The organism is Roseiconus nitratireducens, assembly GCF_008629675.1.
Lineage (GTDB): Bacteria > Planctomycetota > Planctomycetia > Pirellulales > Pirellulaceae > Stieleria > Stieleria nitratireducens.
On the sequence record NZ_VWOX01000004.1, the window covers coordinates 388,705 to 406,317 of the forward strand.

General features: G+C 60.9%; 10 protein-coding genes. 4 read left to right on the top strand and 6 right to left on the bottom strand.

Translation table 11 applies throughout. The features are described 5' to 3' along the window. Positions 1-38 precede the first annotated feature (38 nt). Together FYK55_RS09345 and FYK55_RS09350 are read right to left on the bottom strand one after the other, a co-directional pair. On the bottom strand, positions 39-2,978 hold the full coding sequence (locus FYK55_RS09345) for a PVC-type heme-binding CxxCH protein (protein WP_150076129.1): 2,940 nt from the start codon (positions 2,976-2,978) through the stop codon (positions 39-41). Positions 2,979-3,266: 288 nt separating this feature from the next. Further along, positions 3,267-4,664 (bottom strand): hypothetical protein, encoded by a 1,398-nt coding sequence (locus FYK55_RS09350; protein WP_235908551.1) that lies wholly within the window; start codon positions 4,662-4,664, stop codon positions 3,267-3,269. 579 nt (positions 4,665-5,243) lie between these two features. Here FYK55_RS09350 and FYK55_RS09355 point away from each other — a divergent pair. Then, complete coding sequence (locus FYK55_RS09355) at positions 5,244-6,239, top strand: DUF3500 domain-containing protein (protein WP_150076130.1); 996 nt, start codon at positions 5,244-5,246, stop codon at positions 6,237-6,239. 113 nt (positions 6,240-6,352) lie between these two features. Next, positions 6,353-7,789: a sulfatase gene (locus FYK55_RS09360; protein WP_201743663.1), complete on the top strand. Its 1,437-nt coding sequence runs from the start codon at positions 6,353-6,355 to the stop codon at positions 7,787-7,789. Between the two features lie 205 nt (positions 7,790-7,994). On the opposite strand, the gene FYK55_RS09365 is transcribed toward FYK55_RS09360, so the two are convergent. Together FYK55_RS09365 and FYK55_RS09370 are read right to left on the bottom strand one after the other, a co-directional pair. Then, on the bottom strand, positions 7,995-8,573 hold the full coding sequence (locus FYK55_RS09365) for a peroxiredoxin (protein WP_150076131.1): 579 nt from the start codon (positions 8,571-8,573) through the stop codon (positions 7,995-7,997). A gap of 48 nt (positions 8,574-8,621) precedes the next feature. Then, positions 8,622-10,124: a sulfatase gene (locus tag FYK55_RS09370; protein WP_150076132.1), complete on the bottom strand. Its 1,503-nt coding sequence runs from the start codon at positions 10,122-10,124 to the stop codon at positions 8,622-8,624. Between the two features lie 227 nt (positions 10,125-10,351). Between FYK55_RS09370 and FYK55_RS29450 the strand changes: the two genes are divergently transcribed. Together FYK55_RS29450 and FYK55_RS09390 are read left to right on the top strand one after the other, a co-directional pair. Further along, a complete protein-coding gene (locus FYK55_RS29450) occupies positions 10,352-14,512 on the top strand; it encodes a sulfatase-like hydrolase/transferase (RefSeq protein ID WP_201743664.1) in 4,161 nt (1,386 codons plus the stop codon). A 592-nt stretch (positions 14,513-15,104) separates the two neighbouring features. Beyond that, positions 15,105-15,788 carry a hypothetical protein gene (locus FYK55_RS09390; protein ID WP_150076133.1) on the top strand — a complete coding sequence of 228 codons (684 nt, stop codon included), beginning with the start codon at positions 15,105-15,107 and terminating at the stop codon, positions 15,786-15,788. 21 nt (positions 15,789-15,809) lie between these two features. Here FYK55_RS09390 and FYK55_RS09395 read toward each other — a convergent pair whose 3' ends face one another. Together FYK55_RS09395 and FYK55_RS09400 are read right to left on the bottom strand one after the other, a co-directional pair. Continuing rightward, entirely contained in the window at positions 15,810-16,205 is a 396-nt protein-coding gene (locus FYK55_RS09395) for a VOC family protein (protein WP_150076134.1), read from the bottom strand. A 53-nt stretch (positions 16,206-16,258) separates the two neighbouring features. Next, positions 16,259-17,416, bottom strand: coding sequence for a methyltransferase domain-containing protein (locus FYK55_RS09400; RefSeq protein ID WP_150076135.1), 1,158 nt, complete (start codon positions 17,414-17,416; stop codon positions 16,259-16,261). Between the last annotated feature and the right edge of the window lie 197 nt (positions 17,417-17,613).

Sequence of the window (17,613 nt, forward strand, 5' to 3'; positions counted from 1 at the left end):
TGTCAGATCTCGTGTGGGAACACCGTCGCGGCGTTCCATCACGAATGGGCGTCCAAAAGGTAAGCGATCAGATCCGACATCGCCTGGGGGGGAATTGCTTTTTCCAGTCCCACGGGCATGATCGATTGCCCCGTGTCGCGGATCTCCTCGATGTCGCTTCGCAGAATCGTCTCGGTCACGTTCTCGGCCCGCTTGATGACAATGCTGTTGGCATTCTCCGAAGCGATCATCCCGGCATGCACGTTTCCATCGATGGTCAACACCGCGTAGTTGATGAATTGCGGGTTCACTTCGCGGTTGGGATCCAGCACGTTGACCAGAATCGATTCCGGCCCCCGCGTGGCCGCGGCGACAAGGCTGGGCCCCAGGGCGTGCCCCTGTTGCCCGACCTGATGACAGCCGGCGCATTGCTGCTTGAAAACCGTTTCTCCGCGCCCCGGATCCCCGGGCGTCCTCAGGGCGGAACCGTACCGGTCGATCAATTCGTCACGGGACACCTGATCGGTCGACCGCAGATACGACGTGGCCGCATCGCGGATTCGCTGATTGCCGCTTTGGGCCAAAGCATTCCACCGCGCGATCGAAATCTCGTCCCGCGAAATCAAACCGGATTCGATCGCTTCCAAGGTTTCCAACGTGTGGGTCGTGTTGCCGAACAAGACTTCTCCCGCGGCACGACGCAACTGCGGGCTAAGGCGTGGCCAAACCTGCAGCAACGTTGGTGTGGTGCGATCGGAATCAAACCGTCCGATTGCAGAGATGGCGGCCCGTTGCAGTTGCGATGATTCAGGCTCCGCGATCACCTGCAGCAACGCGGGCGCGGCTCGGGGTGGAGTCGCCTGGGCCAACCAGTCGATCGCTGAGATTCGCTGGTCAACGGTTCGTTCAGTGTCCTCGACCTGCTTGATGGCAAGCGTCACCAGCCGATCCAGCTTTGCACTCGCTTGCTTGGTTTCCGCACTGACGGCAGGATCTGCTTGGTGATCCCGTGTCGCCTTCAGCAAACGTGCCAGCACCGGAAGCAAGCTGGGATCATCTCCCGCGTCGACGATGGCGTTTCTGGCACGATCGATCGACGACGGGTTTCCGCTGGCGGCGATCGCCCCGGCCAACTTTCCCAGAAACGGTGCCAGGGGCGCCACCGAGTCGCTTTTCGCCAAGGCCTCGAACAGGTCCGGCAGATGACCGAACGACGAGCTGCCCACGGCGGTTTGAATCCAGCGATCAGCCGGATCCTGGAGCAGCAACAAGGCAAGCCACTCTGCCGGATCTTCGATCGCCATTTCGCCCACCGTGAACGCCAATTGGTAGCGAACTTCGATGGACGGATGCCGCAGTTGTGCCCGCAGCCATTTCAAGACCGACGGATCCTCCGGAAACTGTTCGGCCAACCGGATCGCATGGCGAACCACTTGAGGATGCCCATCCTGTAAACACTCGACGACGGTGTCGGTTTCCAGAGACTTCATCCCTGCCAACGCGTACAGCGAGTGAATCCTGCCCTGCGCGGTTGCCGCAACACGTGCCTGGCGTCGCAACGGTTCCAGCACTGTCGGATCCTGCCGCTGATAAATCAATCGCGATGCAGTCTCGCGGTGCCAGCGGTTGGGATGGTCCAGAAACCGCACCAGGTCGACCGACGCTAATGTCGACAACGGCGGAGTCGGCCGATGCCGGTACCCGTCCGGGGCGATGCGGTACAACCGACCGCGGTCGCGACCGGACGTCAGATCGACGTGCTGCTTGATTTCCGGCGGCAGACTCTTGGGGTGCTCGATGACTTCGCGGTACACGTCAACGACCGTCATGCAGCCATCTGGACCGCAGGCAAACTGCGCCGGTCGAAACCAGGTATCCCGCGATGCAACGAACTCCGACATCGAATCGATTCGGTGACCGATCTTGAGCACCCCATCGGACGAGAGACGCTTACGATGAATCAGATTGCTGCCGACGTCTCCGACGATGGCAAGCTGTCGATCCTCTTCCGGCCAGGCATCGCCTCCATAGATCATCACACCGGTGGCGCCGGTAAAGTATCCGGCCGGGCGGCCGCCGCCTTCCACCGGACCGCCGACCAGCCCAGCGACGCGCAATCGCGTGCGCACAATCCGCCACGGTTCGACCGGGCTGATTCGAAAGACTTCCGCTTGCGGGCCATCAGCAGCGATGCTTTGCCGCGCCGGCGGTGCCGCCAACCGCGGCTGCCGCGCGATGTAGCGATCCTCGTACAGGACTTGCTGCAGGTGGTCGCTGTTGGAAGAGACGAACTTGTGTCCCCAGTCGTCAAAGCACATCCCGTGCTGGCCACCGCCGCTGGTCAGCTGCAATTCGTAGCTGGCCGGATCGAAGGCCAAGTCATGCCCGCGGATCGGCCGGCCCGCAGCAGCCCCCGCGTCGTCGGGACCGGGTTCCGAACCGGGACCCGCCCGACGAATCGTGCCGCCGGCCGTGCTGCAGGCCAAATGGATCCGGTTGTCCAAGCCCCAGCGGAAAGAGTTCGGCAGGCCTTGGACGTTGGAAACGGAGAAGCCGGTGAACACCAACTCCTTGCTGTCGGCCACACCGTCCTGGTCGTCATCAGAAAAGTAGTACAGGTCCGGCGCGTCCACCACAAACAACCCGCCCCGGTAGGGAAAGATCGCCGTGGGCCACAACAATTTCTCCGCAAAGACCTTTCGAGAGTCATAGACGCCATCCCGATCCTCATCGGTCAGCCGCGTGATCCGGGAAATCGCGTCGTCCCGATCTTCGCTGTACCCACGCATCTCGCAAACGAACAGGTGTCCGTCGGCATCCCACTCGACCGCAACCGGGCTGCCGACCAACGGTTCATGTGCGACCAGCTCCAAGTGGTACCCCGGAGCGACTTCGAAAGTTTCCAAGACTTGATCCGGCTCGACCGCCGGCGTTCGCGGCAGTTGATCCGCGAAATCCTTCCCCAACGCCCGACCTCCGTCGGGAAAGGGCAGTGCCATCACGGACAGAGCGAAAGCAATGGCGACTAACCGAGCGTGTCGCGGGAAAGGTGGAATCGGTCGCACAATCATCCCCCGGGGGCTCCAAAGATTTTGTTCAATTTGAAGTTCTGCTTGTCGGCACAGCGACGACATCTCCGACGGCCACGACGCTTGCCTGCGCGAACGAGGCTAGCTTGCCAGGAAGCGGTGTTCGCGTGAAGGAGAGGCCGCTGCGGTGAGCTTCCAAACTCAACTGGCCTCCAAGATTTCACTGGGCTTCCAAGATCTCACTGGGGTTTCAAGATCTCACTGGGCTTCCAGAAGTTGACCGATGGCATCCATCAGAATCTTTTCGACGCTCTTGTCGACTTTGGAGGCGCGCTGGCTGGTTTCATAACCGCCCTGCGAGTAGGCAACCTCCGTCCCGATGTAGCCGGGACCGTAGTCACCGTAGGCTGCCATGGCAACGTTCAGTTCCGGTCGCATTTTCTTGGCGGCAAGTTGGTACTCCACGAACAACTCCCCGGGCAGATGCAACACGCGGGCGTCGCCGACCGCCAAGCATGACACATCCACTTTGTGTCCAGACCGGCACCGCAACAGCCAGGCGAGTTCGGCCGGGGCGCCAAGAAACTCACTTTCCTGCGCCGATGCGAGCGTCGTCCGAAGTTTCTGTTCGTCCAAATGCGGTGCCGGTGGAAGGGCGACCGCCACCGATTCCCAACCGATGTCCTTTGCGGTGACGGGAAAACGTTTCGCCTCCGCCAGCGCCCGCTCCATCGCATCGTCGACCCGCATCGCCAGCTTCATCCGGTTCTCCTTGGAACCGTCGTTGTACTTTCCCGCGCCTAGATTGCCGCCCGCGCCGTTGAAGTGGACGTGCAGCGTTTCCGGCAGGTCTTGGCCACGCATGAAACGCGCGATGCCGGGAAAGTCGGGACTGGGAACACCGGTTCGGTAATAACTTTGCGGGTGACAGGCGTAATAGGTCAAACAGGCCAGCGGGGCATCGTCCTGATAGAACACCAGACAGCTCAACTCCGGATCGATCGTCCCCTCCGGTTCGGCCCGCAGTTTCGGGTCACGGCAAGTCGTGTAGCGGGTCGCATACACGTTGCCATCGGGTCCCAACAGACGACGATTGGAGGCGACTTTTTCGACCTCCGCCACACCGAACCCGGCGTGCGTCACCGGCTGCGAGTCCTGGACCGCTCGGGTCACCGCGTCTCCCAGTCGATCAAGGACTTCACGTGCGAACGAGCCTTCCAGGGAACCCAGATCCGTCGCACCGTAATGATGCAGCAACTGCTCGGCAGTGAAGTCACAACGCGGCGCATCGTGCTGGTGCAAGCAATGAACTGCGACGCGATCAGCCGTTGTCCCAGCGGCTTCGGCCAACCGCTGCCGAAACGCGTCGTGGGATTCATTGGCGATGCCGATCCAGTCGACCGCGCACAGCACGATCGGTTGTTCGCCGCCCTGAAGCACAATTCCTCGGCAACGCAACGTCAGCTCGTCCACGCGGCGGACCGGGTCGTAAGCCATCTCTGAACCAAGCGGTGGAGTCACATCGATGTCAAACCGCGCCAAACGCAATCCGTCCGATTCGGAGGAATCATTGGCCGCAACGGGTTGATCGCTGGCGACCAGCGAGAGGACCAGACATCCGCAAATAGCTAGCAACGTTCGAACAAAGATGGGCATGACAGTCGGCCCTGAAAGTTGGGGAAGGAGGGATTCATTGGCGGGGACACGAGCAAGGTCGCTCGCGCCGGGGACGGGCGGAACGTGTTCGTGCCGTCGGGTAGTTTAGAGCATCGGAGCAGCACGCGCGTCTTTCCCCTGGCGAATTCCGCGGGCGACTGCCGTTGAAAGCTTCTGTCGGTTTCAGTCGCGCAAGCGAAGTCTTTTCGAAATCAACCCTACCGCCGCACGCTGAATTCGACAGAAGCGAGAACACTCGAAAACAACCTTCACCCTCCCGCTCGCGGGAGGGTCGGAGCCGAGGAACGAGGCTCCGGGGAGGGCAGAATCCGAAGCGAATGCCAAGAACTCATGACTGAGGGACAGCCCTCCCCGCGAGCGGGAGGGTGAAGTGACTTGTGTCGATCCCGATGCCTCAAAAAGTAGGGCAAACGGATTCGGCTGACTGAATAATGACACCTCCGGCGGCGAATGATTCCATCCTCCGCCATCTTCAGTCTGTTAAACTGAACGCCCGGTTGCCGGCACGCGACCTGACATACCGTCTGCGATTCGTCCCACCTCCCAAAGGCATCTGTCATGACATTGAATTCGAAAATCGATCGACGAGCATTTCTCCGCACCGTTTCGATGGCAACGGCGGCCACGGCAACCCTGGGGTCCGTGGCGTCGGCGTCCTCGGCCGGCGCGTCGGCGGAAAGTCTGGTCGGACGACTGTACGACACACTGTCGGAGCAGCAACGTCAACAAATCTGCTTCGACTGGGACTACGTGAGCGACAATCGCGGTCTGCTGCGGACGTTCGTCGCCAACAATTGGAACGTCACCAAACCGGAGATCAACGACGACTTCTACAACGACGACCAGCGGGCACTGATCACCGACATCTTTGAATCGATCATCCACCCCGATTGGCACGAACGTTACTACCGCCAACTGGAAGACGATGCCGGCGGATTTGGAAACGAACAATCCATCGCCATTTTTGGCAAACCGGGAAGCGATCAATTCGAACTGGTTTTGACCGGGCGTCACATGACGCTGCGATGCGATGGGAATTCGGCCGAGCACGTGGCGTTTGGCGGCCCCATCTTTTACGGGCACGCACCGGAGTTCAACGAAGGCCCGAATCACCCCGGCAATGTGTTCTGGCACCAGGCGGTGCAGGCGAACAATTTGTACCGAATGCTTGACGGCAAACAACAAAAGCAAGCCTTGCGAGAAAAAACGCCTCGCGAGCAATCGGTCCAATTCAAAGGCAAGCGGCCGGAGAGCGGTCTGGCCGTCAGCGAAATGTCCTCGGACCAAAAGGAGCACTTGCAAAAGGTGCTCGCGCTGCTCGTGGAGATGTACCGCGAATCGGATCAAAAGGAAGCCATGGAATGCTTGAAACGCCAGGGGGGCCTGGACGCCTGCTCACTATCGTTCTTCAGCGACAACGACCTGGGCAATGACGGGGTATGGGACAACTGGCGATTGGAAGGCCCCTCCTTTGTGTGGCATTACCGCGGTGCCCCGCACGTCCACGTGTGGGTGAATGTGGCGGACGATCCCAGCGTCAAGACGAACAGCTAGTTTCTGACGGGCACGTCGGTGACCGATCGGGCCGACGACAACACGATGCAGCCACCGCCGCCGGACGGTGGCTGCGGTGCGATCGCCCTGGTGCCTTTCATTTCGGAATCACCATGTTCATCCGTTGGATCCTGACGGCGCTGCTTTGCCTGTCCGCAATCAGTGGCCTGCCGCTGCGCGCGGCCGAACGTCCCAACGTGCTGATGATTGCCATCGACGATCTGAACGACTGGGTCGGCTGCCTTCGACGCCATCCCGGCGCGATCACGCCCAACATCGATCGGTTGGCCAGCGAGGGCACGTTGTTTTCCAACGCCCATTGCCAGGCACCGATTTGCGGCCCGAGTCGTGCCAGCCTGTTCACGGGACTGCTTCCGTCGACGTCCGGCATCTACGCACAGATCAGCGACAAGCAAATCCCAAAGGCCAGTGAGATCACGGGCCGCGTGACGTTACTGCCGGACTACTTTGAGCAACAGGGTTACAAGACTCTGGCGTGTGGCAAGCTGTTTCACCAGGGCGACGCGGCGGGTGTTTTCGACGACTACGGCGGCCACGCCAGCTTCGGCCCCAAACCCGCGAAACGGTTTCATTACGACCCGGCCTGGTTCCCGGAAAAGATCGGCAGCACGCAGACGGACTGGGGAGCTTTTCCGGAGCGGGATGACCAAATGCCCGATTTCCAGATCGCCAGCTACGGGGTCCGGCAACTGCAGGAGAAACACGACCAGCCTTTCTTTCTGGCGGTCGGGTTCATGCGTCCCCACGTGCCCTGGCACTGTCCGCAGAAATGGTTCGACATGCATCCGCTGGACGAGATTTCGCTACCGCCGTACCGCGAAGACGACCTGGCCGACGTCCCGGAGATTTCTCGACGCGTCAACGAATTGCCAGCGATGCCGACCACCCAGTGGGCCATCGAACAGGACCAATGGAAACGCATCGTCCAGAGCTACCTGGCCTGCACCACGTTCGTCGACGCCCAAGTGGGCAAGGTGCTCGATGCGTTGCGAGAAAGCGAATACGCCGACAACACGATCGTCGTCCTGTGGTCCGATCACGGGTACCACCTGGGTGAGAAGAACCGTTTTGCAAAACAGGCGCTCTGGGACCGCGCCAATCGCGTGCCATTGATCATCTCACTGCCCGATGCTCGCGTGGCAACGGTCTGCGATCGTCCGGTGGGTCTGATCGATCTGTATCCCACCCTACTGCAATTGTGCGGATTGCCGAACAACGCGGATAACGAGGGACATTCCCTTGTCCCGTTGTTGCGTGACCCGGCGGCGGAATGGGACCACGTGACGATCACCACCTACGGGCAGAACAATCACGCCATCCAAACGCAACGCTATCGGCTTTATCGCTACGAAGACGGATCAAAGGAGTTGTACGATCACCGGACCGACCCCAACGAATGGAACAACTTGGCAGACGATCCGTCGCACACCGAATTGATCGACAAGCTCTCGGACGGATTTCCCCAGCGCAATGCGCGGGCATCGCGATTCAACAAGTATCCGACCAACGAATATTTTCTGGCGAAGTGATGGATTGCCGTCGGTCAGGTTCATCAGTCAACAAACGACCGGGCCGTTGGCCCTCACGGTGGATGGGGCACCTTTCATTCAGCCCTGCCGGGCTGGATAAACACCGGGGCGTTGCCCGGTGCCAACACGCCATTTTTTATCGCGCCGATGACCGGGTTCGTTCGGGCTGGACAATCATCGGAGCGTTGCCGCGTCCACGCGCCCCTTACAAACTCTTGACGACGGCCTGAATCTTTTCCGGATCCTGCTTGGCGTTGACTTGCGAATCCTTGTAGGCAATGTTCCCGTCGCGATCGATGACGAACGTCCAACGTTTGGCCGTCGCGCCGCGCGTGAGCACCTTTTCCGATCCATCGATGATCTTGGTGACCGACTTTTCGCCGACACTGACCGGGACACCGAATTTCTTGGCCACTTCCCCGTCGGGATCCGCCAGCAGCGTGAAATTCAGCTGGTGCGCTTTCTTGAACAGTTGATGGTTCTCCGCGGTGTCGCCGCTGACACCGACGACTTCCACTCCGGCGGCTTCCAACGACTCCATGCGGTCACGATAGCCGCACGCCTGGGCGGTACAGCCGCCGGTCATGTCCGCCGGATAGAAATACAGCACCACAATTTTTTTGCCGACGTGGTCGGCGGACTTCCAAACCTTTCCCGTATCGTCGACGGCCTCGAAGGACGGGGCGGCATCACCGACTTCCAAGTCGGTCTCTGCCGCGGATGCCGAGTGATCAGCCAGCATCAGCAACGCGGTCAAAAAAACGAACAGATTCAGCTTTTGCATTGGAGGGGCCCAGGATGTGTTTGGAGGGAATCGAGGTGGGAAGGGATGTCAGTTCAATCCGGGTGCCAGTTTACCCTCGGCAACCGCCTGCGACCCCAGTCGCTCGGACAATTTCTGCTGAAGCTCTTTGGCCACCTGCGGGTTCGACGACGCCACGTTTTTCGTTTCTCCCTCGGGGCTGTGGTGATCGTAAAGCTCCAAATACCCGTCGTTGTGAACGACCAGCCGGTACCGATCGCTGCGGATCGTTTTGGCGTTGGGCCGATAGGAGATGGCCGGGTGCCCGGCAGCGTCGGGATTGTCCAACAACGGGATCAGGGATTTGCCATCGGCGAACGACGGCGTTTCCAATCCGGCCAGCTGGCACAGCGTCGGAAACAGATCGATGGTTTCCACGATCGCGTCCGTCTTCGCCCCGTTCGTCGGGGGTTTCGCCTGCGTCTGCGGGCGGCGAATGATCAACGGCGATCGGAGCGATTCTTCGAACAACGCATGTTTTCCCCAAATGGCGTGTTCGCCCAAATGCCAACCATGGTCACCCCACAGGACGACGATCGTGTTTTCGTCGGCTCCGGATTCCTTCAACCGGGTCAGGATGCGTCCGACCTGAGCGTCGGCGTAACTGACACAGGCCGCGTAGTGCTTGCGGACTTCGGTGGCGAATTCCGCATCATCGTTCGGGTTGCGCTGCCAGCGGTTGTACTTCATGAACTCTCCGGATCCGTGCCAGGTCGTTTTTCCTTCGGGTTTGGATGGATGGTCGATTTCCGGCAAATCGGCGTCGACGTAGGGCTGCATGTACTTGGCCGGGGCGCCGAATGGCAGGTGCGGGCGGATGATGCCGACGGCCAGGAAGAACGGTGATTCGTTTGTCGACGCCAATTGGTCAAGTTGCTCAATCGCCCGCTGGGTGGTCAGCCCATCGGGGTAGATCGCATCGTCTCCTTCGACACTTTGAAAGACATCCATCTGCTTGGCATCTCGACGGATTTCGCCGTGCGCCAAGCCGTGCATCGCACCACGAGGATGCTGCCAGGGTCCGACCGGCATCAAGTGTCGATCCCAGGACTGGGGCATTTCCGGTTGCGAATCGTCGTCCCAGTCTGCACCGCCACGGCCGCCGGGATGGTGCGACACCTTTCCGACCGAAACGGTGGTGTAGCCGTGCCGGCGGAACCAGGCCGGCATGCTCGGCGGAACCCCATCGGGATTCTCCTCCAGCACCTTGGATCGCTGGAACAAGGCGTTATTGCTGGCCGGACCATACCGCCCGGTCAGCAGCGAGTAACGGGAAGCCCCACACGTCGGGGCCTGGACGTAATGGCGACGGAAGGCTGTCCCGGATGCTGCCAACGCGTCGATGTTCGGTGATTGAATGTACGGCTTTCCGAAACAAGCCAATTCCGGACGGAGGTCGTCCACGCACAACAACAGCACGTTGGGCCGCTGCTTCGGCGATTCGGAATCGGCCCCGAGTTCTTCGGCGGGGCTGACGGACGCCCCCAACCACAATGCGAACACGGTGGAGGCGAGGATGAGCAATCTGCGCATCGGAATTCTTGGGGGGTGGAGGGAGGTTGGGGCGGCGGGGGACGCTCCACAGATCGTACTAGCTTCACGCGCGGCTGCCCAATGTATCGCCGGGAAACCCATGCACCGTTGGCAAAAAAACACAGCAACAAAACGATTGATCACATGGAACTGCGTTCGGTGATCGGCTGTAATGAACTCCCCCCATCGGCTCGTCTCGCCCTCCATTCCCCGCACCAAGCTTCACCATGTCACGCTTTGCGTTCCACCGATTGTTCTTGCTGGCGCTCGGTTATTTGATCCTTGTCCCATCGGCCTCGGCGGCGGACACGCCGCCCAATGTGCTGATGATCCTGGTTGACGACTTGAAACCGGCGATCGGCAGTTATGGCGACCCTATCGCCAAGACGCCTCACCTGGACGCGCTCACGTCGCGTGGGATGCGGTTTGACGCCGCCTACTGCAATCAAGCCGTGTGCGCGCCCTCCCGTTTCACGCTGATGCTTGGCTCGCATTCCACGTCAACCGCCCTGTACGGTTTGGGAAGTCAACTTCGCGAAATCCTGCCCGAAGCGGTGACCCTGCCGCAGCACTTCGCCGCCCACGGCTATCGCACGGAATCACTTGGAAAAGTTTTTCACATCGGTCACGGAAACCACGGCGACCCGGAGTCGTTTTCCGTACCGCACTTCAAGGAAAAAGTGATCGAGTACGTGGATCCGGAAAGCACCGACGGAGGAAAGCTGACGCGGGAGGAGGCTTACTTCACCAACCAAAAGCTCGATGAAATTCGCTCATTGCCGCGGGGCGCCGCTTACGAGTCGCCCCTGGTCGATGACGATGCCTATGCCGACGGACGCGTCGCCGCCGAAACGATTCGTCGGTTGCAGGCCGCCAAACAGCGACGGGAAGCCTCCGGGACGCCATTCCTGATCGCCGCCGGTTTCGCCCGCCCCCACCTGCCCTTCTCCGCGCCACAAAAGTACTGGGACCTCTATGACCCGGAACAACTTCCGATGCCGACCCGCGAAGACCCTCCGGTCGACGCACCGGCGGTCGCCGGAAAGCGTGGCGGCGAAATCACCAACTACAAACCGGTCCCCGAAGATCGCGACGCAGAATACCCCGACAAGCTCAAGCGGACGCTGATCCACGGTTACTACGCCAGCGTCAGTTACGTCGACGCCCAAATCGGCAAAGTGATCGACGCTCTGGATTCTCTGGATCTGGCCGATGACACCATCATTGTGCTGTGGGGCGACCACGGATTCCATTTGGGTGACCTGGGCATTTGGACCAAGCACACCAATTACGAACAAGCCAATCGCATCCCGTTGGTGTTTGTCGCCCCCGGGGTGACCGAACCGAACTCGTCGACCGGCCAACTTGCCGAAAGTGTCGACGTGTTTCCCACACTTTCGGAACTGGCGGGCCTGCCGGCGCCGAGGGGTCCGCAGCCGGTCGACGGTGTCAGCCTGGTTCCGGTGCTGAAGGACCCGCAGGCTCGCGTCCGCGACCATGCCTACCACGCCTACCCGAAACGCTTGATGGGCCGCGCGATTCGGACCGACCGCTACCGGATGGTGGAATGGAAGCAGCCTGGGCAGAGTCCGAACTCGGCCGAGTACGAGTTGTACGACTACCAGAACGATCCGATCGAAAGCGAGAACCTGGCCGAAAAGCGGCCGGGCGTGTTGAAAGAACTGAAAGCCATTTTGGCGAAGTACCCCGAACCGCTCAACCGCGACGGAAGCCGCCCGAGGAAGTCCGATGTGGTGGACGGTGATGCGTCCGCTGCGGTTGAGACGCCGGAAATTGCGCGACGACCGATCGCGGTCCAGGCCGTGATCAAAGGCGACTCGCCGCGCGGTGTGGTGGTCGCTCAGGGCGGACGCGAACACGGTTACTCCCTGCACCTGGTCGATGGCCGGCCCGCCTTTGATGTCCGCATCGACGGCAAGGTGACACGGTTGTCCTGGACGCATCCGGTCGGCGGTCAGGTTCGACTAAGAGCCACCCTGGACGACAAAGTGATGACCTTGCAGGTCGACGATCGCCCACCCGTCAAACGACGCTCGCCGGGATTGATTCCCTCCCAACCCAAAGACGCCCTGTCGATCGGGCAAGACACGCTGTCCGCCGCTGGCGACTACCAGGCCCCCAACGAGTTCACCGCGACGGTGGTGTCCCACTCGGTTTCCACCGGCGATCGCGGCGACGACGCTGCGTCGACCGACTTGGCGGACTACCAAAGTCGGCCTGGACGGTGGTCCGAAGAACGTGCGGACCGGTGGTACGATGCGATCGAGTGGCCGGTCGGCGCCAACTACGTCCCCTCCTCGGCGATCAATCAGTTGGAGATGTGGCAGCCGGAAACTTTCGATCCCCAGAGCATCGATCGCGAATTGGGTTGGGCCGAAGAGATCGGGATGAACACCATGCGAGTGTTTCTGCATGACATCCCGTGGCGCGACGATGCCGAAGGATTCTTCCAGCGCGTCGAACAGTACTTGCAGATCGCCGACCGGCACGGCATCCGCACGATGTTCGTGTTCTTCGATGGCGTTTGGCATCCGTATCCCCAGGCCGGTGACCAGCCGGAACCCAGACCCGGCCTGCACAATTCAGGCTGGGTCCAGTCACCCGGGCGTGAAATCCTGGACGATCCGAGCAAGCAAGACGCGCTGAAGCCCTATGTCCAATCGGTATTGCGTCGATTCGCCAATGATGACCGAGTGCTCGTGTGGGATCTGTTCAACGAACCTGACAATCCGGTGGCCAACTCCTACGGCAAGAACGGCACCGGCCAGGAGCTTGATGAGCCGGTCAAGGAACGACGGGCGATGGAACTGATGGAAAAGACCTTCGCGTGGGCGCGCGAGATCAATCCTTCTCAACCGTTGACCGTCGGGGTTTGGCGTGGCGACTACCTGACCAACCCGTCCGACTTTCACCGCGCCTGCATCGAGAACTCCGATGTCATTTCCTTCCACGCCTACAGCGGTCCGGAACGCACGCGTGAACTGGTCGAAGGGCTGATGCAACTCGGTCGACCGCTCCTGTGCACCGAATACATGGCCCGCGGCAACGATTCCACGTTTGAAGGAATCCTGCCGATTTTTCACGAGCACCGAGTCGCTGCTTACAACTGGGGATTCGTCAACGGGCGTTCGCAGACCATCTACCCCTGGGATTCGTGGCAGAAGCCCTACGATCAAGAACCGGATCCCTGGTTCCATGACGTCTTCCGACGGGACGGCACGCCGTACGATGAACGGGAAACCCGTTTGATCCGGCGGCTCTCCGCTCAACCACCGACCGCACCGGCGCGCGACGTGAAAGTGCGGAAAGCGATGTCACCGGAAGTCATCCGGAACGGTCTGCAATCCCACGACCATGCCCTGTTCATCAAAGAGGGCTGGATCCGTGACCCCTACATCGTGAAGGGGCCGGATCAGTGGTATTACCTGACCGGAACGACGCCGAACCCTGACGACCCTCGCGAAACTTCGGACCCCTACAACTTGGGTCTGGGCCCGCAGAGCGTCGTCGGCTCGGTCGCCCGAGTGTGGCGATCAAAGGACCTGATCGACTGGCAGTCCTTGGGGGCTCCGTTCGAATTGACCGACGGAATTTGGGCAACCGCCAAACCGGACGCTTTCGAATCAACACCCAAAGACCAGTGGTTCCTGTGGGCGCCCGAACTGCACTGGGTCGGAGACCGCTGGGCCTTGGTGCACACCAGCCCGGCTCCCGTCAAAGGCGCCAACCTGGCATTGAGCGCCGGCGCCGACGTGCGTGGGCCGTGGAGCAATCCGATGGGCGAAAAGATTGGTCGACGTCACGACCCATCCCTGTTCCAAGACGATGACGGAACCTGGTGGATGATCTGGGGCGCGACCAGCATCGCGCCGCTCAAGGACGACTTCTCGGGTTTCGCCGCCAAGCCGACCGACATCAAACCGGCCGGTGATGCTGCGAAGATGGGACATGAAGGATGCCTGATCCAAAAGATCCACGGCAAGTACGTCCTGTTCGGTACCGGATGGTCAACCGGAAACATGCGACGCGGCACCTACAACCTGTACTACGCCACCGCCGATAAGATCACCGGACCCTACAGTGAACGAAAATTCGCCGGTCGCTTCCTCGGTCACGGCACGCCGTTCCAGGACGACCAGGGGCGGTGGTGGTGCACCGCGTTCTTCAACGCCAACGTTCCCCCGTTGAAGCCGTCAGGGATCAAAGCCAGGGATCTGAGCCACACCGCGCAAACCATCAACCACCGCGGCGTGACCCTGGTCCCGTTGGAGGTCCGCCGGTTGGAGAACGGTGAACTGTTCATCCGTGCGAAAGATCCGCACTACGCCACCCCGGGTCCCGACGAGGCCCAGGCGTTTGGTGACTGAACGGGCTGAGCCCTCGTTCCTGGGCTCCGCCCGGGAACTCACTGCAGACTGGCTCCGCCAGCTTCCCCCTGCCCTCCAGTTCGCTCGCCCAGTGGTTTTCCGCCGTCTGGCGACGCAGCTACGCGGGTTGTGTCCCCTCGTTCCTGGGCTCCGCCCGGGAACGCACTGCAGACTGGCTCTGCCAGCGTTCCCCTGCCCTCCAGTTCGCTCGCCCAGTGGTTTTCCGCCGTCTGGCGACGGCAGCTACGCGGGTTGTGTCCCCTCGTTCCTGGGCTCCGCCCGGGAACGCACTGCAGGCTGGCTCTGCCAGCGTTCCCCTGCCCTCCGGCTCTACCGCCCGGTGGACGTCCGCCGTCTGGCGACGGCAGCTACGTGGGTTGTGCCCCCTCGTTCCTGGGCTCCGCCCGGGGACGCGCTGCAGGCTGGCTCCGCCAGCGTTCCCTTGCCCTTCAGTTCCACCGCCCAGTGGTTTTCCGCCGTCTGGCGACGGCAGCTACGTGGGTTGTGTTCCTGGGCTGCGGCCGAACCTCCGGCGGGCAAATCTGCTATCCTTCAGGGACACCGCTTCTCACACGCCAGTTGGTCGGATCCCATGCGTCACTCATCGGTTTGCATCGCCGCGATCCTGGCGGCATTCCTGACAGCCGGACAAGGGAACGGGCAGTCGGTTACCACCAGCGTCCCGAGTCAGGTTCTCGGCTCGTCCTTCTTTGAACAATCCGGCGTGCAATGGTCCGTCCAAGGACCGAACTTCTTCGCCCAGTTCGGTGGCGGCGCTCCCGCAGTTCCCTTCGGCAACCCGGGCGGAGCGCCGGCGCTGCAGACCGGCGCTGGATTCCATGCCGGTGGCGTCCGCGGATCGATCGGCCTTTCGATGACTCAGGGAAGCAACCGCAGCATCACGTCGACGACCCCATCGATCACCACGATGAATGGGGCCGGCGGAAACATCAGTGCACAGACACTTCAACCGTTCGTCACGGGGTTCACTCCGGTCTTGGCTGGTGGCGCCTATGGCAGCCCGGTGCAGCAAAACGCCAGCAGCAACCTGTTCCGTTCGGGCCAGCAAGCTCAGGCCAATGAATTGGCCGCTCGAGCTCAAGCCAATCGGAACGCCCAGCAACAACTGGCGGTGCAAGCCCTGCAGCGAGCCGAACGCGCCGAACTGGAAGGCAATCTACGCATGGCACGGGCAAACTATCGCAAGGCCTTGGCCGCCGATCAAGGACCGCTGCGGGCGCAGATCCTGACACGTCTGCGACAGCACGGCTGGTGACACCGCGGGACGATTCGGTACTCAAGTCGCAACCGGCGAACAGATCTCGACCACGAATCCGTTGTTGTCCCGCACGTAGGACACGATCTGCCCCCAAGGCTTCTTCTCCGGCGGACAGACCTCGACGGCACCTTTCTCAACCGCAGTCGCGAATGCGCCCGGCACGTCATCGGTGACCAACGCGATCTCGACCGGTGGTGGCGGCGCATTCGCATCGGGCTTGCTGATTTCAAAGCCATGCGACTGCGCCAAGGCGTAGGAAACGAAACCCAGCGTCGTCGCGCCGGTGTCCAGCTCGCCGTACGCCTGATCGCCTTCCTCATGGAACATCTTCCGCTGTAGCCCGAAGACGGATTCGTAGAATGTCAGCGTCTGTTGAACGTCGCGGACATAAAGCAAGGTGTAGCCGAATCGCATGAGACCAGAACCTGACGTTGGGGTGACGGAGATCGAAGCGGACGCGTGACCACTCAACAGCACTCGGAATCGCCGCAGCACTCGTCTCCGATCACTGTCATGGAAACGCGACCACCTTTGGTGACCTTCGGTGGCCGCGCGGGCAATTCGCCTTCACAGCAGATCGGTTTCGCTTGTTCGGCGGGAACCTCGCTCAGCGGTTCGATCGCGATGAAGTCTTGGGCGTAAGGTTCCTGCGACAGTTTCAAGAATGACCGCCGACAAACAACCGATCGAACGCCGCGAATGAACGTGTGGCCTTCGTCGTCGCTGACACTTGCGTAGGGACCGCGATACACGACGGCTTCGTGATGGTCCAGGCACGGCCCTGCGGGAAACTTGGACGCGATCACGGTTGCGGAACGAAATTCGATCCCCTCCACCACCCGCCAAGGTTCTCGCTGGTAGTCGGCCATCCGAACCGCCTGAAACCCTGCCTCCACGAACGCGTCAAGAAACGCTTTCTCCTGCAACGCCCCGCTGATGCAGCCGCTCCAGAGTTCGGGATCTTGCTGCATCCTCTCCGGAACCGGTTCGTCACTGACGATGTCACTGATGACGGCACGACCGCCGGGACGCAGCACACGAAAGATTTCGTGAAACAATTGCGCCTTCTGGGACGCATCGACCAGATTCAACACGCAGTTGCTGACGACCACGTCGATCGAATCGTCCGTAATCATCGGCTCGACCGACCGCATTTGCTCCAGAAACGCTTCGAAGCGAACCAGCGAAGCGTCGCAGCTGACCGGATGCTCTCGCAAGTAAGCGTCGACACGTTCCCGGTCGATTTGCATGTCCTGGATCTTGCCTTTGCAAAAGGCGACGTTGTCATACCCGATCTGTGAGGCCACTTCAGATTGGCTGCGACGCGCCAGTGCCAACATCTCATCATTCATGTCGACGCCGATCACCCGTCCCGATGGTCCAACGACCTGCGACGCGATGAAGCAGATCTTGCCTCCCCCGCAACCGAGGTCCAACACGGTTTCGCCTGGACGAACATGCTTCGAAGGATCGCCGCACCCGTAGTCGCGATCGATCACTTCCTGCGGGATCACTTTCAGGTAGCGAGCATCGTAATCAACGGGGCAGCACAATTCGGGCTCACGAGACTCCGCGGCGGTCGAATAACGCTGGCGAACAGCCGACTCGGTATTGAATGCAGACATCGCTTGGAAAAAGACAATGGTTGAAGTGAAGGAACGTTGATCAAGACAGCGTTTCGAACCTGTCTTGGTGGATTTTAGCCGGACAGCGCTACCTTGAATCAAAAACACGGTGATTTGCAGTGCAATCAGCGGCACGGCGTTCGCCGCCGGTTGGGGCGAGAAAACCCGCGGCCAGCGCCACGCGGCTCACACAAAGT

Excerpts from the sequence above, each read along its gene's own strand:
- FYK55_RS29450 (WP_201743664.1), top strand. The coding sequence starts at position 10,352 with ATGTCACGCTTTGCGTTCCACCGATTGTTCTTGCTGGCGCTCGGTTAT.
- FYK55_RS09350 (WP_235908551.1), bottom strand. The coding sequence starts at position 4,664 with ATGCCCATCTTTGTTCGAACGTTGCTAGCTATTTGCGGATGTCTGGTC.
- FYK55_RS09390 (WP_150076133.1), top strand. The coding sequence starts at position 15,105 with ATGCGTCACTCATCGGTTTGCATCGCCGCGATCCTGGCGGCATTCCTG.
- FYK55_RS09360 (WP_201743663.1), top strand. The coding sequence starts at position 6,353 with ATGTTCATCCGTTGGATCCTGACGGCGCTGCTTTGCCTGTCCGCAATC.
- FYK55_RS09365 (WP_150076131.1), bottom strand. The coding sequence starts at position 8,573 with ATGCAAAAGCTGAATCTGTTCGTTTTTTTGACCGCGTTGCTGATGCTG.
- FYK55_RS09345 (WP_150076129.1), bottom strand. The coding sequence starts at position 2,978 with ATGGCACTGCCCTTTCCCGACGGAGGTCGGGCGTTGGGGAAGGATTTC.
- FYK55_RS09370 (WP_150076132.1), bottom strand. The coding sequence starts at position 10,124 with ATGCGCAGATTGCTCATCCTCGCCTCCACCGTGTTCGCATTGTGGTTG.
- FYK55_RS09355 (WP_150076130.1), top strand. The coding sequence starts at position 5,244 with ATGACATTGAATTCGAAAATCGATCGACGAGCATTTCTCCGCACCGTT.
- FYK55_RS09395 (WP_150076134.1), bottom strand. The coding sequence starts at position 16,205 with ATGCGATTCGGCTACACCTTGCTTTATGTCCGCGACGTTCAACAGACG.
- FYK55_RS09400 (WP_150076135.1), bottom strand. The coding sequence starts at position 17,416 with ATGTCTGCATTCAATACCGAGTCGGCTGTTCGCCAGCGTTATTCGACC.